The following is a 25,666-nucleotide window of genomic DNA, read 5'->3' as shown; positions in this document are numbered from 1 at the left end:
CCGGGGCCGCGCTTAAGGTGCTAACGCAGGTTAGCTTCACTCTTTATGCGTCGGGAATTCCATTTCGCTGTACTTCACGAAGCGAGTGCCGCGCGTCAGCTTGTAGCCCATCCAGATCAGCAGAAACAGCGGAATGCCGATATAGGTGGCGGCGACGCCGTACCAGTCGATGCTGTCGTTGAGGAAGGCCTGATAGTTCTGGCCCAGCGTAATGATCAAACAGAGCACGAAGGCGAAGATCGGGCCAACGGGGAAAAAGCCTGAGCGGTACGGCAGATCCTCAAGGCTACGGCCCTGCTTGATATAGCCGCGACGAAAGCGATAGTGGCTGATGGCGATGCCCAGCCAGGCGATAAAACCGGTCATGCCCGAGGTGTTCAGCAGCCACAGATAGACCTCCTGATTGCCGAACTTCGAGGTCAGAAAGCAGAGGCCCGCCACCACGGTGGTCGCCAGCAGCGCGTTGCGCGGCACGCCGCCCTTCGACAGCCGGGCAAAGATGCGTGGCGCTTTGCCTTCGCTCGCCAGGTTATAGAGCATGCGCGTCGAGGCGTACATGCCGGAGTTACCCGCTGACAGCACGGACGTAAGGATAACCGCGTTCATCACCGCCGCCGCCGAGAGCAGGCCCGCATTCTGGAACACCAGGGTAAAGGGGCTGACGCTGATGTCGGTAACGTCGTTGTGCAACAGCTGCGGATCGGTGTAGGGCAGGATCAGGCTGATGATCAGGATAGCGAAGATATAGAACAGCAGAATACGCCAGAAGACCTGACGCACCGCGCGCGGAATGTTTTTCGCCGGATCTTCCGACTCACCCGCCGCGATGCCGATCAGCTCGGTGCCCTGGAACGAGAAGCCAACGATCATCGCCACGCCTATCATGGCGGCAAATCCGCCCGCAAACGGCGCGTCGCCCACCTGCCAGTTATGCCAGCCGGCGTGCTCGCCGCCGCGCAGAATGCCGATAATCATCAGCACGCCGACCACGATAAAGATAATTACCGTCGCCACTTTAATCAGCGAGAACCAGTACTCCGCTTCGCCGAAGCCCTTTACCGAGATGACGTTGAGCAGGAACATCAGGCAGAGGAACAGCGCGCTCCAGATCCAGCCCGGCGTATCCGGGAACCAGTAGTTCATCACCAGCTGCGAGGCGACGAGATCCACGGCGATAGTCACCGCCCAGTTGTACCAGTAGTTCCAGCCCAGCGCGAAGCCAAAGCCCTCTTCGACATATTTTGCGCCGTAGGTGGCGAAAGAGCCGGAAACCGGCATAAAGGCTGCCAGCTCGCCGAGGCTGGTCATCAGGAAGTAGACCATCAGGCCGATCAGCGCGTAGGAGAGCAGCGCGCCGCCCGGTCCCGCCTGAGAGATGGTGGCGCCAGAGGCGACAAACAGACCGGTGCCGATCGATCCGCCAATGGCGATCATCGTCAGGTGACGCGCCTTTAACTCGCGTCGTAACGCAGGTTGTTGTGTTGTATTTGTGTCGTTATGCATGTGTAAACACTAGGCTCGCTAAAAATGAGGCGCGATTGTAGCAATTCACCCTGCTCTGTATAGCATCGACGCCGTGTTATTAGTTACCTTCATGATCGCCGCTGAATTATAAGCAAAAAAAGGTTGGTGTTATTCGCGACAGTAGGAGAGAAAGCGCTCCAGCGCCCGGGAAAGGTGCTTCTGGCGATGATGAATGCGGTAGAGCGTGCGCGTCAGGCGCGGCAGCGGAATAGCCAGCTCTACTAAGGTTCCCGCCTCCAGCAGATCGGCAATCACCCGTCGCGACAGGCAGCTGATGCCCATATTGTGCCGCACCGCATGCTTGATCGCCTCGGAGTTGCCCAGCTCCATGCCCAGCTGAAAGGTGGGCAGATGCGAGAGCAGCAGATAGTCGACGATCTCGCGCGTGCCGGAACCGCGCTCGCGCAGGATCCAGCACGCGTTGCCGAGGCTCTCCAGCGTCACCGGCTGACGCAGGAGAGCCGCGTCGGGCGCGGCGAACACCACCAGCTCATCCTCCAGCCAGGGATCGCTCACCAGCTCGGTCATATGGCACGGCCCTTCAATCAGCCCGACGTCGACGCGAAAATCCGCCACCGCGTTGATTACGTCCTGGCTGTTGCCGACGCTCAGCTCCAGCGGCAGGCCGGGAAAGTCGCGGCGGTAGGCGGCGATCATGCCCGGCAGCAGATAGTTGCCGATGGTGCTGCTGGCGTAGATGCGGATCGCCCCGTTGTCCTCTTTAAACAGCTGTTCGATTTCACCCGCCTGCTCCAGCAGGCCGATGGCGCGCGGATAGAGCAGGCGGCCATGTTCGTTCAGCACCAGCCGCTTGCCGACGCGGTCAAACAGCTGCACGCCAAGCTGGCCCTCCAGATCCGCCAGCGCCGCGCTGACCGCCGACTGCGAGAGCGACAGCAGCTGCGAGGCCTGGGTCGTCGAGCCGCTTTTCAGCACCTCGGTAAACACTTCTATCTGACGCAGCGTGATATGCATCGGCTCTCCTTACAGGGCGTAGCGCTGAACAAGGTAATAGAGCACCACTAACCAGATCAGCACCATCAGAAACAGGCCGAAGCCGCTGACCACTTTTTTGCCGCGCGCGCGCTGCACCTCGGCGCGCTCTGTGCTGCTGATGCGCACGTCGCGCGGCAGCAGTCGCAGCAGGATCAGCACGCCTAGCGGAATGATGATCGCATCGTCCAGCAGGCCGATGACGGGGATAAAATCGGGGATCAGGTCGATGGGGCTTAGCGCATAGGCCACCAGCCCAAAGGCCAGCAGCTTAAACCACCATGGCGTGCGCGGATCGCGACAGGCGAACCACAGCGTCAGCACATCTTTTTTGATCAGGGTGGCCCAGCGGCGCAAACGGGCAAATAACATCTTTCCGCCTTATCGGTTTATCTGGTTAATTATAAATATATTATCAATTTCACTTTTAAGCCAGCACGGCGCATGCTTTGCGTAACACGAGGAGCAGGTTATGGCAGAGCTGAGTTTTCCCAGATTTCCCCTTTTTGTTCAACATCGTTTTCCCGGTCTGCTGCTGACTGCGGCGATTGCCGGCGGCGCGGCCTGGCTGGCGCAGCGCCCGCAGTTCGCCGGGCTGGGGCTGGGCGCGCTGACGCTGGCGATTATGCTCGGTATTATCGTCGGCAACACCCTTTATCCGGCGCTGGCCGTTCAGTGCGACGCCGGCGTGCTGCTGGCGAAGCAGAAACTGCTACGGCTGGGGATTATTCTCTTCGGCTTTCGCATTACGCTGCAGCAGATTGCCGACGTCGGCCTGAGCGGCGTGCTGATCGACGCCCTGACGCTGAGCGCCACCTTCTTTGTCACCTGTTTGCTGGGCATCAGGCTGCTGAAGCTCGATCGCGAGACGGTGTGGCTGATCGGCGCGGGCAGCAGCATCTGCGGCGCGGCGGCGGTGCTCGCCACCGAGCCGGTGGTGAAGGCCGCGCCGTCGAAGGTGGCGGTGGCGGTCGCGACCGTGGTGCTCTACGGCACGCTGGCGATCCTGCTCTATCCCCCACTCTGGCTGCTGGCGCAGGCGCATTTTCCGCAGCTCAGCGCCGCGCAGTTCGGCATTTTTACCGGTTCGACCGTTCATGAAGTGGCGCAGGTGGTGGCCGCCGGTCATGCCATCGGCCCGGACGCGGAGAACAGCGCGGTGATCGCCAAAATGCTGCGCGTGATGATGCTGGCGCCGTTTCTGCTCTGCCTGAGCGGCTGGCTGCGCCGCACGCCGCACGGGACGCCGCGTCAGGGCATCGCCTTTCCCTGGTTCGCGCTCGGCTTTATCGGCGTGGCGCTGTTCAACTCCCTGCATCTGCTGCCCGCCGCCTGGGTGGCCGATATTAACCAGCTCGCTAATTTACTGCTGGCGATGGCGATGGCGGCGCTCGGCCTGACCACGCGCTTTAGCGCGCTGCGTCAGGCTGGCGCGAAACCGCTGCTGCTGGGCCTGATGGTGTTTGTCTGGCTGATCGTCGGCGGCGGCGCCATCAATCTGCTGGCGCAGCATTTCTTGCATTAGGCGCATCGGGTATGATGCGGGCTTCTTTTAGTCAGCCTTTTCTGGAGAAGCGGCATGAAATATATCGGCGCACACGTCAGCGCGTCTGGCGGCGTAGAGCAGGCAGTGATTCGTGCCCATGAACTGGAAGCCACCGCGTTTGCCCTGTTTACCAAGAATCAGCGGCAGTGGAAGGCGGCCCCGCTTTCGGCGGAGACCATTGATGCCTTTAAGGCCGCCTGCGAAAAATATCATTTTGGCCCGCAGCAGATCCTGCCGCACGACAGCTTTCTGATTAACCTGGGCCACCCGGAAGCGGAGCCGCTGGAGAAGTCGCGCGCCGCTTTTATTGACGAAATGCAGCGCGCCGAGCAGCTGGGTCTGACGCTGCTTAACTTCCATCCGGGCAGCCATCTGAACAAGATAGACGAAGAGGCGTGCCTGAAGCGCATCGCCGAGTCGGTGAATTTCGCGCTGGATAAGACCTCGCAGGTGGTGGCGGTCATCGAGAATACCGCCGGCCAGGGCAGCAACCTCGGCTTCCGCTTTGAGCATCTGGCGACGATTATCGAGCACGTCGAGGATAAATCGCGCGTTGGCGTCTGTATTGATACCTGTCATGCCTTTGCGGGCGGCTACGATCTGCGTACCGAAGCGGCGTGCGAAGAGACCTTTGCCGAGTTCGAGCGCATCGTCGGCTTCCAGTATCTGCGCGGCATGCACCTTAACGACGCCAAGAGCGCCTTCGGCAGCCGCGTCGACCGTCATCACAGCCTGGGCGAAGGCAATATCGGCAAAACACCGTTTAGCTGGCTGATGAAGGATGCGCGCTTCGATGGTATCCCGCTGATTCTGGAAACCATTAATCCGGATATCTGGAAGGATGAGATCGCCTGGCTAAAGGCAGAGCAGAAAAACTAAAAAAGGGAGCCGCATGGCTTAATGCTTGTCAGTTAAGCATGGGGTGATAACGCAGTCTGGGGCCGCTCAGGAGCGGGCGGTCCTCGCGCCGCTGACGCGGTACCTTCACGCCATTCGCCTGCCTGACGGACCGGTGGGGATGGAACATCCCTGTTCCAGCCCCACCTTTCGCCCGCATCCCTGCGGGCTCTCCTGGCAGCCTCATTCTGTTCAGCGCTGCGAAATGCCTGCTCCTGAGCGGCCCCAGCCTGCTGGCAAGCTTCCGTGTGCAATACTGGAAAAGGACGGCAGCGTTTTTACTGCTGCAAGGGGCACCCTGTCTGAAGCCACTGCGCCTCCTCTGCTGTAGAGGGCTATTCGCAGCGCTGAGGCGGAAACGTTGTGCCCGGAGCCGGTCGCAGGGATGCGACCGGCAGTTCGGGTAGGCCTGGATGGCCGTACCCGAACGGTCCGCCCGGCACGACGTTGCAGCCGAAGGCACCGCGCAGCGGCGCGAGGACGGCCCGGCAGCAGAGGAGGTGCGGTGGCCCGCACCAGCATGCTCATACGCGTATACGAAAAGGCCGCCATTTTAATAAAATAGCGGCCTTATCTGAACACCAGCTTAACTGACAAATATTTAGCCAGCTGGCTCCCTTTTTCTTATAGCAAGGATCAGGCTTTCGCCAGCTCCTCTTCCGGGCGTTTCAGGATCGCGTAACCCAGTCCCGCCACCGCCGTGCCAACAATAATCGACACCAGGTAGCCCAGCACCGGCGTAATCGCGCCAGGGATCAGCAGCACGAACAAACCGCCATGCGGCGCCATCAGCTTCGCGCCGATATACATCGAGATCGCGCCGGTCAAGGCGCCACCAACGATACAGCACGGCAGGACACGCATCGGGTCGCGCGCCGCGAACGGGATCGCGCCCTCGGAGATAAAGCAGAGACCGAGCACCAGCGCCGCTTTACCGCCTTCTTGCTGACTTTTGTTAAACTTACGACGCGCCACCAGCGTCGCCACACCCATCGCCAGCGGCGGCACCATGCCCGCGGCCATAATCGCCGCCATCGGCGCGTAGGTTTGCGAACTCAGCAGGCCGACGCCGAAGGCGTACGCCACTTTATTCACCGGGCCGCCCATATCGGTACACATCATGCCGCCCAGAATTGCGCCCAGCAGCACCGCATTGGCCGTGCCCATATTCGCCAGCCACGCGGTCAGGCCGGTCATGATCGCCGCAACCGGTTTGCCCACCACGAAGATCATCAGCAGGCCGGTGATCAGGCTGGCGATCAGCGGGATAATCAGGATCGGCTTCAGCGCTTCCATACTCTGCGGCAGCTTCAGCTTGCCGCTGATCAGCTTCGCCGCATAACCGGCGATAAAACCAGCGATGATGCCGCCAAGGAAGCCGGCGTTGATGCTGGTGGCGATCATGCCGCCGATCAGGCCTGGGGTCAGACCGGGACGATCCGCGATAGAGAATGCGATAAAGCCCGCCAGCACCGGCACCATCAGCGCAAAGGCGCTGCCGCCGCCGATCTGCATCAGCGCCGCCGCCAGGGTGCCCGGCTCTTTAAAGGCGGTGATGCCGAAGGCGAAGGAGAGCGCGATGCTCAGGCCGCCCGCCACCACCATCGGCAGCATATAGGAGACGCCGGTCAGCAGGTGACGATAGGCGCCCGCTTTCTCTTTCTTGTCGCCCTGCGCATCGCTGCTCTGCGCGCCGGTCGCTTTGTAAGGCTTCGCTTCGGCCACCGCTTTATCCAGCTCCTGCGCGGTTTTCTTCAGCGCCAGACCGGTCGAGGTGCGGTACATCGGCTTGCCAGCGAACTTCGCCAGATCGACTTCGATATCCGCCGCCACGATCACCAGATCGGCCGCCGCCACCTCTTCCGGCGTAATGGCGTTGCCCGCGCCGACGGAGCCGCGGGTTTCCACTTTCACCCACCAGCCGCGTTTGGTCGCTTCCGCCTGAATAGCTTCGGCGGCCATAAAGGTGTGCGCCACGCCGGTCGGACAGGCGGTCACCGCAACAATGCGTTTTTGCGCGTTCGGCTGCACAGCCGTCGGCGCCGCAGCCGTTGCGACGGCCGCAGGCTGCCAGGGTTTCGCTTCCGCCTTCGCCTGCGCAAGGAACTGCTCAGGCGCGCGCACCGCCTGCTGCACGTCGCCGCGCCACAGCGCTTTGCCGTTCAGCGCGGCGTCGTTCGGCACGTCGCGGCCGAGCACGATGGCCAGCTCCGCGTCCGCCGGGTTTTCCGTCAGGGTAACGCCAGCCTGCGCGGCGGCGGCGGCCAGGCGCTGTTGCGCCATATACGCCGAGGCCTGCCCAATAGAAGGATCTTTAATCAGCAGCGTTTTCATTATCGCTCTCCTGCTGTCAGTTAACGGGTTGTAAGTCGACGCGCGCCATCATCGCGGCCAACTGGGTACGATCGGTCACGCCGACGTTGCTCTGGCTGACGGCCAGCGCCGCCACTGCCGTCGCAAGACGCAGCGTATGCTCGCTGGATTCGCGCATCAGCAGGCCGTAAATCAGGCCGCCAACCATGGAGTCGCCCGCGCCCACGGTGCTGACCACTTCGCACACCGGCGGTTTGGCGATCCATTCGCCTGAGGCGTTGACCCAGAGCGCGCCCTCGGCGCCCAGCGAAATCACCACATGGGCGATGCCCTGCTCGCGCAGTTCATGCGCCGCGCCAATCACATCCTGCAGCGTCGGCAGTTTGCGACCGGCCCAGATTTCCAGCTCGCGGCGGTTGGGTTTTACCAGCCAGGGCGCGGCTTTCAGGCCAGCCACCAGCGCCTCGCGGCTGCTGTCGAAAATAATGCACGGGCAGTGAGTGCGCAGTTCGCTCATCCAGCGGGTAAAGGCTTCCGGCTGCACGCCCGACGGCAGGCTGCCGCTGACGCACACCATGTCGAACTGGCCCAGCCAGGTGAGGGAATCGCTGGTAAAACGATCCCAGTCCTGCTGATTCACCTCAAAGCCTGAGAAGTTAAGGTCGGTGACGTCGTTGTTCTGCTCGGTGAGCTTGACGTTGATACGGGTGCGGCCCGGCACCACCTGAAAACGGTTGGCGATACCCAGCTCGCTGAACAGCTGCTGAAAGCCGTCCTGATTCTCTTTGCCGAGAAAACCGCCGACCGTTACGTCAATGCCGAGATCTTTCAGCACCTTCGCCACGTTAATGCCTTTACCGGCCGCGTGCAGGCCGGTGGTTTTCACCAGGTTCACTTCGCCGCGCTCGATCTCCGGGGTAAAACCCACCAGATCGTAAGCGGGGTTCAGGGTAATGGTTGCGACACGTCTGCTCATGCTACGCCCTCGCCCAGACCGGAATTGATCGCCTCTTCGATGGCGTTAAGCGCCTGCTGCGCATCTTCGCCGCTGGCGGTAAAGCGCAGTCGATGGCCCTTCTTGACGCCCAGCGCCACCACTTTCATCAGGCTGCGGCCGTTGGCCGGCTTGCCGCTGCCGTCGAGGTTGGTGACGGTAATATCGCTGTTGAACTGTTTGATAATGCTCACCAGCGCCGTGCCGGGACGCGCGTGCAGCCCGTGCTCGTTGCGGATGGTGAACTCGGCGCTCAGCACCTCGGCCTGCTCGTCGACTTCGCTGGTCAGCAGCGCGTAGACGCCCGCCGCGTCCGCCTTCAGCAGGCGATCCGCCTTGCCGTTCAGCAGCAGCGCGCTGAGATAGCTCAGCACTTCGAGCGGACGATCGTCGGTGGCGGAAACCGTCACCAGCAGCGCCACTTTCTCTCCGTCCTGTTCGCCGGGAGTAGCCGCACGGCTGACCGCCACCGCGCTGCGCAGGTTGCCGCGGCTGCTGTCGCTCAGCCAGATGCCCTGGCCGAGGCTCAGCGGCGTTGCGGCCACCACGTCGGCGACAAAGCTGGCGTCGACCGCGCCGGCGGCCTGCAGACGCCCGGCGTTCAGCGCCTGCAGCGTAATCAGGTCGTTTGCGGCGACGTCTAAGGTGATCAGCGAGGTGTCAAAGCTGAATTCGGCCGCCTGCTTTTCGCCCATCAGCAGCGCGCGCAGATCCTCCGCTGAGGCGGTTTTCAGCTGCTCGGCGACGCTGTCGTCGCTCAGCACGTGCGTCAGCTGGCGCAGCAGCGCCAGGTGCTCGTCAGATTTCGCGGCGATGCCGATCGCCACATAGGCGATCTGATCGTCGCCCCAGGTGGCGCCCTGCGGAAACTGAAACACCTGCACGCCGGTTTTCAGCACCAGGTCGCGCGTGTCGGTGGTGCCGTGCGGGATGGCGATGCCGTTGCCCAAAAAGGTTGAAGTCTGCTGCTCGCGCGCCAGCATGCCGTTGACATAGCCCTCCGCCACATTGCCGGCCGCCGTCAGTGCGGCGGCGACCTGACGGATCGCCTCTTCTTTGTTTTGTGCATGGGCTCCGGTGTGGATGGCCTGCAATTCGAGCTGGAACATAGATCTCCTCGCTTACTGAAATTGAATCGTTTCAGCCTGATGGTTGTTTAAAGCGCTGCCAGCACGCGCAAAGCGCGACGCTACACCGCTGAAACGTTTCAAGGAGTCTGGTACAGCGCGCCAGGCCATGCAAGAAATTGCGTAAAATGCGTAGCAGATTTTTGACGTTACGCACATTTCAAATGGGGGAAGAGAAGGCGAGAGCGGCAGAAGCTGAAAGGCGTGCTGTAACGGTAAGGGCGCCCGCAGGAAAAGCGTCAGCAATTTCAGCTTTATCAGGGCGCGGTGTCTGCTTCCAGCTGCAGCAAATAGATCATGGCGTCGCGACGGCTGTCGCCGCACATCTCGCGCGACGGCTGCAAACCGGCGCAGACCGCGGGCCGCAGCGGCGAGCCGAATAGCTTGCAGCGCAGATCCGCATCCAGCTGGATACAGGGCGTGTTGGCGGGTTTGCCGTGGGGCATGCCGGGAATAGGCGAAGAGATAGAGGGCGCGGTACAGCAGGCGCCGCACTGACTACGGCATTGCATGATGCGCTCCAGCAGGGAATAAGCCGCGACAATAGCAGCCCCCATCGGGGAAAGCCATGACTGCGTAACCGGCCGCATTTTTTCCGGCGCCATATTGCCTGTTTTCGCTGGCGCGAGTAACGTGGCGCGCATCGGAATCCTCCTTTAAGCGAGAGTTGCAATGCCAAGAGCGAATGAGATCAAAAAAGGAATGGCGGTGAGCTTCAACGGCAAGCTGCTGCTGGTAAAAGATATCGATATTCAGAGCCCGAGCGCGCGCGGCGCCGTGACGCTGTATAAAATGCGCTTTACCGATATCCGCACCGGTCTGAAGGTGGAAGAGCGTTTCAAAGGCGACGATATCCTCGACGTTATTCAGCTCAGCCGCCGCAGCGTCACCTTCTCCTATATTGACGGCGACGAGTATGTCTTTATGGATGACGAGGACTACACGCCCTACTCCTTCAAGAAAGATCAGATTGAAGAAGAGCTGCTGTTTATCCCGGAAGGCGGCATTCCCGGCATTCAGGTGCTGACGATGGAGGGCCAGGTGCTGGCGCTTGAGCTGCCGCAGACCGTGGATATGGAGATCGTCGATACCGCGCCGGGCATTAAAGGTGCCTCCGCCAGCGCGCGCACCAAGCCCGCCGGCATGAGCACCGGCCTGAGCATTCAGGTGCCGGAATACCTCAGCAACGGCGATCGTATCCGCATTCATATCGCCGAGCGCCGCTATATGAGCCGCGCCGACTAACAGACGCAAAATATGTTATAAAGTAACATTAGTGGCCGCCTTCGCGGCCATTCTCGTTTAACGGAGGCTCCTGCCATGACGCGCGTCAACCTTATCACCGGCTTTCTCGGCAGTGGGAAAACCACCACGCTGCGCCATCTGCTGGCCAGCAAGCCGCAGCATGAGAAGTGGGCGATTCTGGTCAACGAGTTCGGCGAAATCGGCATCGACGGCGCGCTGCTGCGCGACAGCGGCGCGGCGCTGAAAGAGATCCCCGGCGGCTGCATGTGCTGCGTCAACGGCCTGCCGATGCAGGTGGGGCTGAACAGGCTGCTGACGCAGAATCGTCCCGATCGGCTGCTGATCGAGCCTACCGGCCTGGGGCATCCGCGTCAGCTGCTGGCGATGCTCAGCGCGCCGGCTTACCAGCCGCATCTTCAGCTTGATGCCACGCTGACGCTGCTGGACGCCCGCCAGCTGGCCGATGCGCGCGTCACCGCCAACGAAAATTTTCGCGATCAGCTGGCGGCGGCCGATGTGATTATCGGCAATAAAAGCGACCTCTGGGACGCGGACGATCGGCAGCATTTGCAGCAGTGGCAGCAGGCGTTTCTTAACCACCGGGCGTTTATTACCGCCCGCTTTGGCGCCATCGATCCCCAGCTGCTCGCTCAGCCGCGCACGAATACGCAAGCGCTGCCGCAGCCTGCGCATCATCATGCTTCTCCGGCGCGCGCCAGCGGCGTCGCGGCGCTGCGTCTCGACGGCCAGGCGCGCTGGCGTCGCGCGTTAAACGAAGGCCAGGGCTATGTTGCCTGCGGCTGGCTGTTTGACGGCGATACGCTGTTCGACGGCGATGCGCTGCTCGCCTGGGCGCGTCAGGCGCCGGTCGAGCGCCTGAAAGGCGTGCTGCGCACCGCGCACGGAGCGCTCCGCCTTAACGGTCAGGGCGGCGACGTGCAGGCAGAGCGCCTGGCGGAGACGCCGCCCGACAGCCGTATCGAGCTGATCCATTCGCAACCGGTGGACTGGAATCGTTTGCAGTCTCAGTTGTTGAAGCTTCGTTTAAACTAGCCAGGTTAGCTTCTGCCGTTATTTTTTATTTGAGTGAATACGATGCGCGCAACTCGTCTTGTCACAATTCTGCTGCTCAACGCCCTCGGCGTTGTGTTGTTTCTCTCCTGGTATCTGCCGCCCGATCACGGTTTCTGGGCCGGCGTCGATAAGGGGATCTTTTTCAGCTTTAATAACCAGATGGTCGATCATCCGGGCTTTGCCCTGCTGGTGGCGATCACCAACTTCCGCGGTTTCGATCTGGTGTCGCTGCTGGCGATGGGCGCGCTTTACCTGGTCTACTGGCGCCGCGAAACGCCGCCGGGCCGCCGTCGCCTGCTGGCCATCGGCATCACCATGCTGCTCAGCGCGGTGATCCTGAATCAGCTTGGCCATCTGCTGCCGGTGCAGCATAAAAGTCCGACGCTGTTCTTTGAAAACGCGCATCGCGTCAGCGAGCTGACCGGTATTCCGGCCAAAGACGCCTCCGCCAACAGCTTCCCTGGCGACCACGGCATGATGCTGATGATTTTCGCCTGCTTTATGTGGCGCTATTTCGGCTGCCGCGCGTTTCTGGTGGGCGCCGCGATTGTGGTGATCTTCGCGCTGCCGCGCGTGATGGCGGGCGCGCACTGGTTTACCGATATCGCCGTAGGGTCGCTTTCGGTGCTGCTGGTGGGACTCAGCTGGGTGCTGCTGACGCCGCTGAGCGACGCTATCGTTAACTTCTTCTACCGTAAGCTGCCGGGCAAATATAAGCCGTAAATAGCGGCGGTGGGACAGAAGCAAATCTTATTGATAAGCGCGGATAAAAGAATAGCGATATTCTTAGGGCTCCGCGCTTAATAAAATCCCGCCACAATTATTAGCACGCTAACCAAATAGCGTGATACAGAAAATATTATGATGATTTCGGCGCATTCGCGCCGCCTCTCCCCGGCTGTCCAGCGTGAAAGCTCTTAAAAAATCCCCTACAGAAAGAAATGGCGGCTTTTTCACCCCTTATTTTGGGGATAATTTCCTAAATTTGAGGATAAAGTAACCAGTCTGTTACAGACTGATTTCACATCAAAAAAAGCTATTAGAAATTACATAAAAGCACTCGCCACGGCGTCTGGAATCAGTTAACCTCCATGACGTTGAGGCTGTAGCAGCAGAAAATTCGGCTCCTTTTTAGGCAAAAACGTGTTCGTTAACACATTTTAGTAATTAAGGAATTGTCTTAGGTTGCAACGCTTATTAATCTCAATCCGTTTTGTCATCTGGCTGGCGACATTCTGTCGTAAGGACATCGAAGGAATATACGAACAATGGTCAAGTCTCAACCAATACTGAGATATATCTGGCGGATTGTGCCTGCAGTGGCGCTGGCAACACTCCTCTCGGCATGCAGCAGTACCGGTCAACACGCAAAAAACGAGAATCATGAAGTTAACAACCAGAATGGTTTTTTACTTCAGGCGTCTCAGGATGAATTCGAAGAGATGGTGCGGAACGTGGACGTTAAGTCCCGCATCATGGAGCAATATGCCGACTGGAAAGGCGTGCGTTATCGCCTCGGCGGCGACAACAAACGTGGCATCGACTGTTCCGCTTTTGTTCAGCGCACCTTTCGCGATCAGTTCGGCTTAGAGCTGCCGCGTTCAACCTCTGAACAGCAGGACACCGGCAACGAGATTTCACGCAGCAAGCTGCGTCCTGGCGATCTGGTGCTGTTCCGCGCTGGCTCAACCGGCCGCCACGTGGGCATCTATCTCGGCAACGATAATTTCGTCCATGCTTCTACCAGCAGCGGCGTGATGATCTCCAGTCTCAACGACAGTTACTGGAAAAAACGCTACCGCGAAGGGCGTCGGGTATTAAGCCGTAATCCCAGCTAGTTCCTGACCTTCGATCGTTTCTCAGCCAGAGAAAAACAAGACGCTGCTTCGGCAGCGTTTTTTTTCGCCCTTATGCCGGATAACCGCGTACTAATAATGTAAAAGTGATTGTTTATCAGAAGAATAACGAGACATTTCCTGCTGTCTCGTTATATTCTCATGACCTTCGCCAGAGAGCAGTCGTGCACAGTCAATAATAAAAGATAAGACAAGGGGAAAGCACTTCATGCCACTGTCCAGGGCGCTGATGCGCCAGGCCACTTATCCTCGCCGCATCGCCTGGAGCAGCGCGATTTTCGGCAGCCTTTTCTTTATTGTTTTTACGCTGGTCCTGCTGACCTTTACCTGGCACAAGCGGCAGCATCAACATCAGCAGCTGCTGAACGACAGCCGCAACGCCCTGCAGCAATCGCTGGACGCGCTTATCGCCCACACGCTGGACCCCCTGCTCTCTTTTACTCAGTTCGACTGTCACGCCATCAGCCAGGAGCTGACCTCCCGCGCCGCTTTCGCCAACGATCTGCGTGCCATTTTACTGGTGCGTGAGGGCTACGCCTTTTGCTCCTCGGCGACCGGCGCGTTTTATCTGCCGCTTAACACCATCTCCGATCAAACCGATCTCAGCCGCAATCGCGACCTGCGCCTGCTGAGCGGCACGCCGCTGCAGCCCGGCAAACCCGTGTTCGCGCTGTGGCTGCGTAATCCGCAAAGCGTCCAGTCCGGCGTGCTGGCCACGGTCAATATCAACCTGGCGCCCTATCAGCTGCTGGCCTCCTATCATCCGGAAATCTCCGGCATGGCGCTGGTGGCGCAAAACACGGCGCTGACCAGCTGGCGGCAGAGCGTGATGGCCAACGACGAGCTGCCGCGGCAGCCGCTGATGCAGCTGCCACTTAGCGGCTATCCGCTGCAGTTCGTGCTCTATGGCGATACGCTGTCGATGCGCGATGTTCACCTGATAGTGCTGAGCGGCATTCTGCTGTCGCTGCTGGTGGGCGGCGGCTGCTGGCTGCTGCTCTCGCTTAACCAGCGTCCGGGCAAAGAGATCCTGCTCGGCATCAAGCGCGGCGAGTTTCACGTTGAGTATCAGCCGCTGATCAGCACGCTCAGCGGGCGCGCCTACGGGCTGGAAGCGCTGCTGCGCTGGACCCATCCCAGCGAGGGCATGATCCCGCCAGATATGTTTATCAGCTATGCGGAGTCGCTTAACCTGATTATTCCGCTGACGCGCCATCTGTTCGAACTGGTGGCGCGCGACGCGCACCGGCTCAACCCCTACGTGCCCGCCGGCACCCATATGAGCCTTAACCTGTCGCCGCTGCACCTGGCATCGGAAAGTTTTCAGCAGGATGTCAAACAGTGGATCGCCGCCATGCCCGGCAACCATTTCAACTATGTTTTTGAAGTGACTGAGCGCACCATGGTGCGGGATAAAAACGCCGGCGAGATCTTCGCCTGGCTGCATCAAAACGATATTCAGATTGCCATCGACGACTTCGGCACCGGCCACAGCGCGCTGATTTACCTGGAGAAGTATCCTTTCGACTATCTGAAGATCGACCGCGGCTTCGTGCAAAGCATCGGCACGCAGACCCTGAACTCGCCGGTGCTGGACGCGGTGCTGCACCTGGCGAAGAAGCTGAATCTGAAAACCGTGGCCGAAGGCGTGGAAACGGGCGAACAGGCGGCCTGGCTGGTCAAGCACGGCGTCAGCCATATGCAGGGCTATCTGTTCAGCCGCCCACTGAAGCCAGACCGGCTGATTGACTACTACCGCAGCCGCAGCCTGGCGACGCTGGCTGGATAAGGCCGCCACCGATCACAGGAGATCGCTCACCCTATGCTGTTTCGCCCGATCACGCTGCTGCTGCTGCTCAGCGCGCTTTGCGCGCCGCTGCAGGCGCAAGAGGTGCAGGAAAGCCGCGCCTTCGCCACGCTGGGCGAGCCTAAATACGCGCCCGGCTTTAGCCACTTCGACTATGCGGATCCCAGCGCGCCAAAAGGCGGCCATCTGACGCTGGCGGTGGTCGGCACTTACGACAACTTTAACCGCTACGCCTCGCGCGGCAATCCTGGCGCAGGCACCGAGACGCTCTACGATCGCTTATTCACCAGCTCCGACGACGAGCCGGGCAGCTACTACCCGCTTATCGCCGAGTCGGCGCGCTACAGCAGCGATTTCCGCTGGATGGAGATCCGCCTCAACCCGCGCGCGCAGTTTCATGACGCGACGCCGATCACCGCGCAGGATGTCGCCTTTACCTTCGATAAATTTATGCGCGAAGGCGTGCCGCAGTTTCGCGTCGTTTATCGCGGCGTGACGGTCAAAGCGCTGGACAGCCAGCGCGTGCGCATCGACCTGCTGAAGCCGGACAAAGATTTAATGCTGGGGCTGCTGACGCTGCCGGTGCTGTCGCAGCGCGACTGGCAGAACAGAAAGTTCAACGAGCCGCTAAGCGCGCCGCCGCTCTCCAGCGGCCCTTATCGCATCAGCCGTTACAAGCTGGGCCAGTACATCGAGTACAGCCGGGTAAAAAACTACTGGGCGGCGGATCTGCCGGTCAATCGCGGCCGCTTTAATGTCGACACGCTGCGCTACGACTACTACCTTGACGATAACGTGGCGTTTGAAGCCTTTAAGGCAGGCGCCTTCGACCTGCGCGAAGAGGGCTCCGCGAAAAAATGGGCGACGCAGTATCGCGGCCGCAACTTCGACAGCCGGCTGATTGTGAAGCAGACCACGCCCAACCGCGTCTCGACCAACACCACCTGGCTGGCGTTGAACAACGAAAAGGTGCCGTTTAACGACCGTCGGGTGCGACAGGCGCTGACGCTCGCCTTCGACTTTGAGTGGATGAACAAGGCGCTGTTTTATGGCGCCTATCAGCGGGTCAGCAGCTATTTTCAGAACACCGAATACGCCGCCAGCGGCCTGCCGGACGCCGCGCAGCAGGCGCTGCTCGCGCCGTTTAAGGCGCAGCTGCCGCCCGAGGTGTTCAGCGCGCCCTACGCCCCGCCGCACACCGACGGCAGCGGCTACGATCGCGCCAACCTGCTGAAAGCCCTGAATCTGCTGCGCCAGGCGGGCTGGCAGGTGAAACATCAGCAGCTGGTGAACGATAAAACCGGCCAGCCGATGCGCCTTGAGCTGCTGCTGCGCAGCGGCGCCAGCAACGACTGGGCGTTGCCCTGGCAGCACAGCCTGTCGCGCCTCGGCATCAGCCTGACGCTGCGCGTGGTGGATGCCTCTCAGTATCTGCGGCGGCTGCGCGAAGGGGACTACGATATGATCGCCCGCGTCTATCTGGCGATGCCGATCCCCAGCTCCGATCTGCAGACCAGCTGGCAGTCTGACTATATCGACTCGTCATGGAACAGCGCACGGCTGAAGGATCCGCTGGTCGATCATTTTGTTAAGGCCATCGTGGCGCATCAGGGTGATAAGGCGGCGCTGCTGCCGCTGGGCCAGGCGCTGGATCGCATCCTGCTGTGGAATGCGTATATGATCCCGATGTGGTACAACGCGGAAGATCGTACTGCCTTCTGGGATAAATTCTCCCATCCCGCCGTTAAGCCCGCCTACGCCAGCGGGCTGGAGAACTGGTGGTATGACGTGAACAAAGCCGCGCGTTTGCCGGCGGAACGACGCTGAGGAGCCTGAGTTGGCCGCCTATTTTTTACGCCGATTGTTGTTAATTATTCCCACCCTGTGGGCGATCATCACGCTGAACTTCTTTATCGTGCAGATCGCGCCCGGCGGGCCGGTGGATCAGGCGCTGGCTAACATTCAGTTCGGCCAGACCACCGGCCTGCCCGGCGGCGGCGAGAGCGGCGCGCGCGCCTCGCTTAACCGCGCCAGCCCAGGGGACAGCCAGTATCGCGGCGCGCGCGGCCTCGATCCCGAGGTGATCGCCGAGATCAAAAAGCGCTACGGCTTCGATAAGCCGATGTGGCAGCGCTACGTAGAGATGCTGTGGAACTATCTGCGTTTCGATTTCGGTGACAGCCTGTTCCGCAGCGCGTCGGTGCTGCAGCTGATCAAAGAGAGCCTGCCGGTCTCTGTCAGCCTCGGCCTGTGGAGCACGCTGATTATCTATCTGGTGTCGATTCCGCTCGGCATTAAAAAAGCGGTGCGCAACGGTAGCGCCTTCGACGTATGGAGCAGCACCTTCGTGATTATCGGCTATTCGATACCCGCTTTTCTGTTCGGCATCATGCTGATCGTACTGTTCGCCGGCGGCAGCTATCTCGACTGGTTTCCCCTGCGCGGCCTCACCTCGCCGCAGTTTGATTCTCTCTCATGGTTCGGCAAAATCGGCGATTACCTGTGGCATATCAGCCTGCCGGTGCTGGCAACGGTGATTGGCGGCTTCGCCACCCTGACCATGCTGACCAAAAACAGCTTTCTCGACGAGATCCGCAAGCAGTATGTGGTGACGGCGCGCGCCAAAGGGGTCAGTGAGCGGCGCATCCTCTATCACCACGTGTTTCGCAACGCCATGCTGCTGGTGATCGCCAGCTTCCCCGCCACCTTTATCAGCATGTTTTTCACCAGTTCGGTGCTGATCGAGGTGATGTTCTCGCTCAACGGCCTGGGGCTGCTGGGCTATGACGCCACCATTCAGCGCGACTATCCGGTGATGTTCGGCACGCTCTATATCTTCACCCTGATCGGCCTGCTGATGAATATTCTCAGCGACCTGACCTATACGCTGGTCGATCCCCGCATCGATTTTGAGGGCCGCTGATGCGCCTGTCTCCCGTTAATCAGCAGCGCTGGCTGCGCTTTCGCCACAACCGCCGCGGCTACTGGTCGCTGTGGATATTTCTGGTTATCTTCGCGCTTTCGCTCGCCGCCGATCTGCTGGCGAATGAGAAGCCGCTGCTGGTGCGCTATCAGCAGCACTGGTATGTGCCGCTGCTGGTCAGCTACAGCGAGAGCGACTTCGGCGGCGCGCTGCCCACCGCCGCCGACTATCAGGATCCCTGGCTGCAGCGACAGCTAAAGGCGAACGGCTGGGCGCTGTGGGCGCCGATCCGCTTTAGCGACAGCACCATTAATTTCGCCACCGCCGTGCCCTTCCCGTCGCCGCCGTCGGCGCAGAACTGGCTCGGCACCGACGCCAGCGGCGGCGACGTGCTGGCGCGCCTGCTCTACGGCACGCGCATTTCGCTGCTGTTCGGCATCATGCTGACCCTGCTTTCCAGCGTCATCGGCATTGTCGTCGGCGCGGTTCAGGGCTATTTCGGCGACCGCGTCGATCTTATTGGTCAGCGCGTCATCGAGGTCTGGTCCGGCATGCCGGCGCTGTTTTTACTGATCCTGCTCTCCAGCGTGATCCAGCCCAACTTCTGGTGGCTGCTGCTGGTCACGGTGATTTTCGGCTGGATGGGGCTGGTGAGCGTGGTGCGCGCCGAGTTTCTGCGCACGCGCAATTTCGACTATATCCGCGCCGCCCAGGCGCTGGGGGTCAGCGACGGGCGCATTATGCTGCGGCATATGCTGCCCAATGCGATGGTCGCCACCCTGACCTTTCTGCCGTTTATCCTGTGCGGCTCTATCGCTACCCTGACCTCGCTCGATTTTCTCGGCTTTGGTCTGCCGGTCGGCTCGCCGTCGCTCGGTGAGCTGCTGCTGCAGGGTAAAAACAATTTGCAGGCGCCGTGGCTGGGTCTGGCGGGATTCTTTACGCTGGCGATCCTGCTGTCGCTGCTGATCTTTATCGGCGAGGCGGTGCGCGACGCCTTCGATCCGGCCAGAGGAGTGTGACCATGTCGCTGCTTGCTATTGAAGACCTTTCCGTCGCCTTTGCGCGCGGCGGCGCAACGCGCAACGTGGTCGACGGCGTCTCTCTGCACATCGACGCCGGTGAAACCCTGGCGCTGGTGGGCGAGTCGGGATCCGGTAAAAGCGTCACCGCGCTGGCGGTGATGCAGCTGCTGCCCACGCCGCCGGCGCGCTATACGGGCGGCCAGATCCTGTTTAACGGCGAAGATCTGCTGCGCGCGGGCGAACGCAGGCTGCGCGGCCTGCGCGGCAACCAGATAGCGATGATCTTTCAGGAGCCGATGGTCTCCCTTAATCCGCTGCACACCATTGAGAAGCAGCTTTACGAGGTGCTCTCTCTGCATCGCGGCATGCGGCGCGAAGCGGCACGCGGCGAGATCCTCAGCGCGCTCGATCGGGTCGGCATCCGCCGCGCCGCCGCGCGACTGAACGATTTCCCCCATCAGCTCTCCGGCGGCGAGCGCCAGCGCGTGATGATCGCCATGGCGCTGCTGACCGAGCCTGCGCTGCTGATCGCCGATGAGCCGACCACCGCCCTTGACGTCACCGTGCAGGCGCAGATCCTGCGGCTGCTGCGCGACCTGCAGCGCGAACACAATATGGGCATGCTGTTTATCACCCACGATTTAGGCATCGTGCGGCAGCTGGCGGACAGCGTCAGCGTGATGCGTCAGGGCAAAATCGTTGAGCGCAACGCCTGCCGCGCGCTGTTCAGCCAGCCGCAGCATCCCTATACGCAGCAGCTGCTGGCGGCGGAGCCGGAGGGCCGTGCGGTGCCGCTGCGCGCCGATGCGCCCACGCTGTTAGAGGTGCGCGACCTGCGCGTCGGCTTCCCGGTGCGGCGCGGCTTTCTCAAACGACAGGTGGCGGAAAAAGTTGCCGTTCACAACCTCAGCTTCTCGCTGCGGCGCGGTGAAAGCCTCGGGCTGGTGGGCGAATCGGGCTCCGGCAAAAGCACCACCGGCCTGGCGCTGCTGCGGCTGCTTGCCGCGCAGGGAGAGATCTGGTTCGATGGCCAGCCGCTGCACCAGCTGACGCGCAAAGCGCTGCTGCCGCTGCGCCGCCGCATTCAGGTGGTGTTTCAGGATCCCAACTCTTCGCTGAATCCGCGTATGACGGTGCTGCAGATTATCGCCGAGGGGCTGGCGGTGCATCGGCCCGATCTCGACGCGCAGCAGCAGGAGGCGCGCGTGATCGCCACCATGGAGGAAGTGGGGTTAGAGGCAGAGAGCCGCCATCGCTATGCGGCGGAATTTTCCGGCGGGCAGCGGCAGCGTATCGCCATTGCCCGCGCGCTGGTGCTGGAGCCGCAGCTGATGGTGCTGGATGAGCCGACCTCGTCGCTGGACCGCTCGGTGCAGCAGCAAATCCTGCTGCTGCTGAAGGGGCTTCAGCAGCAGCATCAGCTCTCCTATCTGTTTATCAGTCACGATTTACAGGTGGTGCGCGCCTTGTGCCATCAGCTAGTGGTGCTGCGCGAGGGCGAAGTGGTGGAGCAAGGCGACTGCGAGACGGTGTTCAGCGCGCCTGCCGCTGCCTATACGCGTGAGCTGCTGGCGTCGGCGCAGCTCAGTGGCCGGTAAAGGTTTCTGCGATCGCCACGCCCTGATTTTTCAGGCAGCAGCTGGTGGCGCTCTCGTCGCTGCGCAGAATAAAGAGACAGGGCGAGCCTTCGCACTCCGCCACTTTACACTCGACCTGAATTGACGCCAGCGCATCCTGCAGCTGATGCATAATTTCCCAGCCGGGATGTCCGTCATGGCTGATCAGGCGCAGCGCGATAAGATCCTGTTCATCAGCGACGCCCTCTTCCGCCAGGATGGCGCTGTGTAGCTCGCTGGCCCAGCGATAGCGCTGCGGCAGGCGATGCACAATGGATAGTTGCAGCATAATTAATGTTATCCCCAGAGCGATTAACGTCAGTCACGACAGACGACCCTTACTGTTGCTGCTCAACGGCAGAAACGGACGTCAAGGCCTGCTCTCCTGTTTCCCCACATACAACCCGTGGAAAGATTGTTATTTGCGATTCAGCTCGCATTTTGGCCTATTAGTACCGCGTTCATCGCCAGTTAACAATCAGTTTAGACGCAATCTCGTTACTTTCTTAATCATTAATATTCACAACTAAGAAACATATGAGGCTGGGTACAGTGGAACGAAGCGGAAAAGGGATTTTTGCAGCGGCGCCGACGCAGGGTGACATAGTCCGATCGCAAAGTCGCTCAAGGCATCCATGCGCGCTCGGCCCGCGCAAATACGCACCTCATCCCTGAGGTGCGCCCGTTACCGGGCCAACGCTGCGCGTTGTTCAAAAGCACTCCCGGCGCTTTTGTCCATGGCGCGGGACGCTTTGCTCTTCGGACCATGCCACCCTGCTTTTCTGGCTTTGTCAGCTGCCTTAAAGAACGGCCGGGTTAGCGTTTGATTGCGCGGGGACGCGAGGCGTAGATAAAGAAAAGGATGGAACAGGTGGCGCAGGCCGCAATGGTGCCGACCATCGGCCAGGCGCTGTTGAAGCTGGCAGTCGACAGCAGCGCGCCCACCAGCGCGCCCACGCCAAAACGCAGGGTGCCCGCCAGCGACGAGGCGGTGCCTGCCATATGGGGAAACTCATCGAGGATCACCGCCATGGCGTTGGAGGAGACCATCGAGACGCAGCCGATAAACATCGCGATGCCGAGCACCAGCGGAATAAATCCCATATGCAGCGCGCTCACCGCCAGCAGCCAGACGCCCATCGCGAACTGGATCACCAGCCCCGCACGGAACATCGCCAGCGGACCAAAGCGGCGCACCGCGCGGCTGTTAATCAGCGTCATCACAAACAGAAACACCACGTTCAGCGCAAAGTAGTAGCCGAAGTTCTGCGGCGAAACGTGATTGACCTCGATATAGACGAACGGGCCGGCGTTGAGAAAGGTAAACAGCCCGGCAAAAGAGAAGCCGCTCGCCAGCATATAGCTGAAGGCGCGCTTGTGGCGAAACAGCGTGACGAAGTTGCCCAGCATGGTGCGCAGGTGAAAACGCTGGCGCTGCTCTGGCCTGAGCGTCTCGCGGATCTGGGTCATCACCATCACCGTGGTGATCAGGGCGGCGATCGACAGCGTCCAGAAAATCGCGTGCCAGTCCCACGCCAGCAGCAGCCAGCCGCCGATAATCGGCGCCAGCAGCGGCGCGATGGTGGTGATCAGCATGACGAACGACATCATGCGCGAGAAATCCTCTTTCGAGTAGCTGTCGCGCATCAGCGCGTTAATCACCACGCTGGCCGCCGCGGCGGAGAGGCCGTGCAGAAAACGCATCAGGATCAGTTGATCGATAGACTGCGACAGCGCGCAGGCCGCCGCGGCGCAGGCAAAAATCAGCGTGCCGAGCACAATTACCGGCTTACGGCCGTAGCTGTCCGCCAGCGGGCCATACACCAGCTGGCCGATGGCGAATCCCAGGATATAGAGGTTGAGCGTCATCTGCACGCTGCCCGCCGCCACGCCGAATTCGCGGGCGATCTGCGGCATCGCGGGCAGATACATATCAATGGAGAGCGGCATCAACATCGCCAGCAACCCCAGAATCACCACCAGTCCTGCAGCTGAATTTTTGTCCTTGCGCACGGCCGCTCCGCTATTTCTGCTTTAACTCGTCGGGCAGGCCGACGCTGTTAATTTCATCTTCCGTCAGCGGACGATATTCGCCCGGTTCCAGATCCTCATCCAGCACGATGCCGCCGATGCGCTCGCGGTGCAAAGCGATCACGCGGTTGCCGACGGCGGCGAACATGCGCTTCACCTGGTGATAGCGCCCTTCGCTGAGGGTCAGCAGCACCTCGGTCGGGGTAATCTCCTCCATTTGCGCCGGCTGCGTCAGCGATTTTTCGCCGTGCAGCTGAATGCCGTCGGCGAACTGCTGCGCCACATCGGCGGCCACGGGATGCTCCAGCGTGACGCGATAGGTTTTCTCGCAGTGATGACGCGGCGAGGTAATCCGGTGCGACCACTGGCCGTCGTCGGTCAGCAGCACCAGACCGGTGGTGTCGATATCGAGACGGCCTGCGGCGTGCAGCTTCCACGCGGTCGGCTCTTCGATAAAGTAGAGGATGGTCGGGTGATCGGGATCGTCGGTGGAGCAGACATAGCCCTGCGGCTTGTTCAGCATAAAGTAGCGCGGCCCTACCTGCAGCTGCAGCGGGTTGCCGTCATACTCTACCTCATGCTCGGGCAGAATTTTGAAGGCGGTGTCGCGCACCACTTCGCCATTAACGGTGACTTTTTGCCCCCGGATTTCACGGCCGGCGATAGCCCGGCTGACTTCCAGTTGCTGAGAGATGAATTTGTCGAGTCGCATGAATTCGCTTTGCCTGTTACTGCGGAGGGAAACTGAAACGGGGTTTTACCCGTTGAAAAAGTGCGGGAAGTATAGCCCGAACCGAGGCTGCCGCACAGAGCCGTTCCTGCGTTTCATCCATTTTCATGGCATAATCTCGCCCGGTTTCGCAAAAGTGATCGAGCATGGCTTTTACTCTACGTCCCTATCAGCAAGACGCGGTCAACGCGACCCTCAACCATTTTCGTCGTCACGCCGAACCGGCGGTGATCGTGCTGCCGACCGGCGCCGGTAAAAGTCTGGTGATCGCCGAGCTGGCGCGACTGGCGCGCGGACGCGTGCTGGTGCTGGCGCACGTCAAAGAGCTGGTGGAGCAGAACCACAGCAAATATCAGGCCTACGGTCTGGAGGCAGATATCTTCGCCGCCGGCCTGCAGCGCAAAGAGAGCCAGCGCAAGGTGGTGTTCGGCAGCGTGCAGTCGGTGGCGCGCAATCTGGCGCAGTTCGACAACGCCTTTTCGCTGGTGATCGTCGATGAGTGCCATCGCATCAGCGATGACGACAACAGCCAGTATCAGCAGATTTTCAGCCATCTGCGCCAGCACAATCCGCAGCTGCGTCTGCTGGGACTGACGGCGACGCCGTTCCGCCTCGGCAAAGGGTGGATCTATCACTTTCACTACCACGGCATGGTGCGCGGCGATGAAAAGGCGCTGTTCCGCGACTGCATCTACGAGCTGCCGCTGCGCTATATGATCAAGCACGGCTTTCTGGTCGAGCCGGAGCGGCTCGATATGCCGGTGGTGCAGTATGACTTCAGCCGGTTGACGGCGCAGGCTAATGGCCTGTTCAGCGAGGCGGATCTTAATCGCGAGCTGAAGCAGCAGCAGCGCGTCACGCCGCATATCATCAGCCAGATCGTCGAGTTCGCCGAAGATCGGCGCGGCGTAATGGTATTTGCCTCGACGGTGGAGCACGCACGCGAAATCCTGTCGCTGCTGCCCGCCAACAGCGCGCTGATTTCGGCAGAGACGCCGGCAAAAGAGCGCGACGCCACCATCGCCGCGTTCAAGGCGCAGCAGCTGAAGTTTCTGGTCAACGTCGCGGTGCTGACCACCGGCTTCGATGCGCCGCACGTCGATCTGATCGCCATTTTGCGCCCCACCGAGTCGGTGAGCCTTTATCAGCAGATCGTCGGGCGCGGCCTGCGCCTGTCGCCGGGCAAAAGCAGCTGCCTGATCCTCGACTATGCCGGCAACCCGCACGATCTCTTTACGCCAGAAGTGGGCGCGCCGAAAGGCGCCAGCGACAATGAGCCGGTGCAGGTTTTCTGTCCCGCCTGCGGCTTCGCCAACACCTTCTGGGGCAAAACCACCGCGGACGGCATGATTATCGAGCACTTCGGCCGCCGCTGTCAGGGGGTGCTGGAAGATGACGAAGGCCACCGCGAGCAGTGCGATTTTCGCTTCCGCTTTAAGAGCTGCCCCGACTGCGGCGCGGAAAACGATATCGCGGCGCGGCGCTGCCATCAGTGCGACAAGATACTGGTCGATCCCGACGATATGCTGAAGGCGGCGCTGAAGCTGAAGGACGCGCTGGTGCTGCGCTGCGGCGGCATGACGCTGACCCACGGCCGCGACGACAAAGGCGAATGGCTGAAGGCGAGCTATTTCGACGAGGACGGCACCAGCGTCGACGAGCGCTTCCGCCTGCGCACGCCGGCGCAGCGCAAGGCGTTCGAGCAGCTGTTTATGCGGCCGCATCAGCGCGCGCCTGGCGTGCCGCTCGGCTGGCAAACCGCCGCCGACGTGGTGGCGTTGCAGCCGCTGCTGCGCCATCCCGATTTCGTGGTGGCGCGCGCCAAAGGGCAGTTCTGGCAGGTGCGCGAGAAGCTGTTTGACTATCAGGGCCGCTTCCGCCGCGCCAACGAGCTGCGCTAAACGGCGGAATCATTTGCCCGTCTCGCCCATTACCGCTATACTGCCGCCCGCTTTTGCATTCGCA

The 25,666-nt window shown here is 60.9% G+C and carries 22 protein-coding genes; 12 read left to right on the top strand and 10 right to left on the bottom strand.

Features of this window, described 5'->3' with window-relative positions; genetic code table 11:
- Positions 1-36: 36 nt before the first annotated feature.
- The 3 genes from MC269_RS05950 to MC269_RS05940 all read right to left on the bottom strand — a co-directional run bounded on the left by MC269_RS05950 (position 37) and on the right by MC269_RS05940 (position 2,889).
- Positions 37-1,503, bottom strand: coding sequence for an amino acid permease (locus tag MC269_RS05950; protein WP_081140441.1), 1,467 nt, complete (start codon positions 1,501-1,503; stop codon positions 37-39).
- Between the two features lie 129 nt (positions 1,504-1,632).
- Positions 1,633-2,499: a DNA-binding transcriptional regulator YeiE gene (gene yieE / locus MC269_RS05945; protein ID WP_239954416.1), complete on the bottom strand. Its 867-nt coding sequence runs from the start codon at positions 2,497-2,499 to the stop codon at positions 1,633-1,635.
- 9 nt (positions 2,500-2,508) lie between these two features.
- Positions 2,509-2,889 carry a YkvA family protein gene (locus tag MC269_RS05940; protein WP_239954414.1) on the bottom strand — a complete coding sequence of 127 codons (381 nt, stop codon included), beginning with the start codon at positions 2,887-2,889 and terminating at the stop codon, positions 2,509-2,511.
- A gap of 100 nt (positions 2,890-2,989) precedes the next feature.
- On the opposite strand from MC269_RS05940, the gene MC269_RS05935 reads away from it, so the two are divergent.
- Positions 2,990-4,042 carry a YeiH family putative sulfate export transporter gene (locus tag MC269_RS05935; RefSeq protein ID WP_239954412.1) on the top strand — a complete coding sequence of 351 codons (1,053 nt, stop codon included), beginning with the start codon at positions 2,990-2,992 and terminating at the stop codon, positions 4,040-4,042.
- A gap of 54 nt (positions 4,043-4,096) precedes the next feature.
- Positions 4,097-4,942 (top strand): deoxyribonuclease IV, encoded by an 846-nt coding sequence (gene nfo, locus MC269_RS05930; protein ID WP_033750342.1) that lies wholly within the window; start codon positions 4,097-4,099, stop codon positions 4,940-4,942.
- Positions 4,943-5,596: 654 nt separating this feature from the next.
- Here the strand turns inward: nfo and fruA are convergent.
- The 4 genes from fruA to MC269_RS05910 all read right to left on the bottom strand — a co-directional run bounded on the left by fruA (position 5,597) and on the right by MC269_RS05910 (position 9,906).
- A complete protein-coding gene (gene fruA / locus MC269_RS05925) occupies positions 5,597-7,294 on the bottom strand; it encodes a PTS fructose transporter subunit IIBC (protein WP_239954411.1) in 1,698 nt (565 codons plus the stop codon).
- A 16-nt stretch (positions 7,295-7,310) separates the two neighbouring features.
- Positions 7,311-8,249, bottom strand: coding sequence for a 1-phosphofructokinase (gene fruK / locus MC269_RS05920; RefSeq protein WP_239954410.1), 939 nt, complete (start codon positions 8,247-8,249; stop codon positions 7,311-7,313).
- Positions 8,246-9,376: a fused PTS fructose transporter subunit IIA/HPr protein gene (fruB, locus tag MC269_RS05915; protein ID WP_239954409.1), complete on the bottom strand. Its 1,131-nt coding sequence runs from the start codon at positions 9,374-9,376 to the stop codon at positions 8,246-8,248. The genes fruK and fruB overlap by 4 nt, the downstream gene beginning before the upstream one ends.
- 275 nt (positions 9,377-9,651) lie before the next feature.
- Complete coding sequence (locus tag MC269_RS05910; protein ID WP_239954408.1) at positions 9,652-9,906, bottom strand: YkgJ family cysteine cluster protein; 255 nt, start codon at positions 9,904-9,906, stop codon at positions 9,652-9,654.
- A gap of 160 nt (positions 9,907-10,066) precedes the next feature.
- Between MC269_RS05910 and yeiP the strand changes: the two genes are divergently transcribed.
- From yeiP to yejF, 9 genes are all read left to right on the top strand, one after another.
- Positions 10,067-10,639 (top strand): elongation factor P-like protein YeiP, encoded by a 573-nt coding sequence (yeiP, locus tag MC269_RS05905; protein WP_081140433.1) that lies wholly within the window; start codon positions 10,067-10,069, stop codon positions 10,637-10,639.
- A 75-nt stretch (positions 10,640-10,714) separates the two neighbouring features.
- Positions 10,715-11,692, top strand: coding sequence for a GTP-binding protein (locus MC269_RS05900; protein WP_239954407.1), 978 nt, complete (start codon positions 10,715-10,717; stop codon positions 11,690-11,692).
- A gap of 42 nt (positions 11,693-11,734) precedes the next feature.
- Entirely contained in the window at positions 11,735-12,436 is a 702-nt protein-coding gene (locus MC269_RS05895; protein ID WP_239954406.1) for a phosphatase PAP2 family protein, read from the top strand.
- Between the two features lie 545 nt (positions 12,437-12,981).
- The gene (mepS, locus tag MC269_RS05890; protein ID WP_081140430.1) at positions 12,982-13,551 is read left to right on the top strand and encodes a bifunctional murein DD-endopeptidase/murein LD-carboxypeptidase; all 570 of its coding nucleotides are present in this window, start codon (positions 12,982-12,984) and stop codon (positions 13,549-13,551) included.
- Between the two features lie 226 nt (positions 13,552-13,777).
- Positions 13,778-15,358: a cyclic di-GMP phosphodiesterase gene (locus MC269_RS05885; RefSeq protein ID WP_239954405.1), complete on the top strand. Its 1,581-nt coding sequence runs from the start codon at positions 13,778-13,780 to the stop codon at positions 15,356-15,358.
- 33 nt (positions 15,359-15,391) lie between these two features.
- The gene (locus tag MC269_RS05880; RefSeq protein WP_239954403.1) at positions 15,392-17,203 is read left to right on the top strand and encodes an extracellular solute-binding protein; all 1,812 of its coding nucleotides are present in this window, start codon (positions 15,392-15,394) and stop codon (positions 17,201-17,203) included.
- A 10-nt stretch (positions 17,204-17,213) separates the two neighbouring features.
- A complete protein-coding gene (locus tag MC269_RS05875) occupies positions 17,214-18,299 on the top strand; it encodes a microcin C ABC transporter permease YejB (RefSeq protein ID WP_239954401.1) in 1,086 nt (361 codons plus the stop codon).
- A complete protein-coding gene (locus tag MC269_RS05870; protein WP_239955075.1) occupies positions 18,296-19,321 on the top strand; it encodes an ABC transporter permease in 1,026 nt (341 codons plus the stop codon). The genes MC269_RS05875 and MC269_RS05870 overlap by 4 nt, the downstream gene beginning before the upstream one ends.
- Positions 19,318-20,922 carry a microcin C ABC transporter ATP-binding protein YejF gene (gene yejF / locus MC269_RS05865; RefSeq protein ID WP_239954400.1) on the top strand — a complete coding sequence of 535 codons (1,605 nt, stop codon included), beginning with the start codon at positions 19,318-19,320 and terminating at the stop codon, positions 20,920-20,922. Before MC269_RS05870 ends, yejF begins: the two co-directional genes overlap by 4 nt.
- Here yejF and MC269_RS05860 read toward each other — a convergent pair.
- The 3 genes from MC269_RS05860 to rsuA all read right to left on the bottom strand — a co-directional run bounded on the left by MC269_RS05860 (position 20,909) and on the right by rsuA (position 23,683).
- The gene (locus MC269_RS05860; RefSeq protein ID WP_081140424.1) at positions 20,909-21,229 is read right to left on the bottom strand and encodes a hypothetical protein; all 321 of its coding nucleotides are present in this window, start codon (positions 21,227-21,229) and stop codon (positions 20,909-20,911) included. The genes yejF and MC269_RS05860 overlap by 14 nt on opposite strands.
- A 527-nt stretch (positions 21,230-21,756) precedes the next feature.
- The gene (locus MC269_RS05855; protein ID WP_239954399.1) at positions 21,757-22,953 is read right to left on the bottom strand and encodes a Bcr/CflA family multidrug efflux MFS transporter; all 1,197 of its coding nucleotides are present in this window, start codon (positions 22,951-22,953) and stop codon (positions 21,757-21,759) included.
- 10 nt (positions 22,954-22,963) lie between these two features.
- Positions 22,964-23,683, bottom strand: coding sequence for a 16S rRNA pseudouridine(516) synthase RsuA (rsuA, locus tag MC269_RS05850; RefSeq protein WP_081140422.1), 720 nt, complete (start codon positions 23,681-23,683; stop codon positions 22,964-22,966).
- A gap of 164 nt (positions 23,684-23,847) precedes the next feature.
- On the opposite strand from rsuA, the gene MC269_RS05845 reads away from it, so the two are divergent.
- Positions 23,848-25,602 carry a DEAD/DEAH box helicase gene (locus tag MC269_RS05845; protein ID WP_081140421.1) on the top strand — a complete coding sequence of 585 codons (1,755 nt, stop codon included), beginning with the start codon at positions 23,848-23,850 and terminating at the stop codon, positions 25,600-25,602.
- Positions 25,603-25,666: the final 64 nt, after the last annotated feature.

Origin of the sequence: Pantoea sp. Z09, from assembly GCF_022394795.1 — a bacterium.
Classification (GTDB): Bacteria; Pseudomonadota; Gammaproteobacteria; order Enterobacterales; family Enterobacteriaceae; genus Pantoea; species Pantoea latae.
The sequence above is the reverse complement of the archived record's forward strand: the minus strand, read 5'-3'. Positions and strand labels throughout refer to the sequence as shown.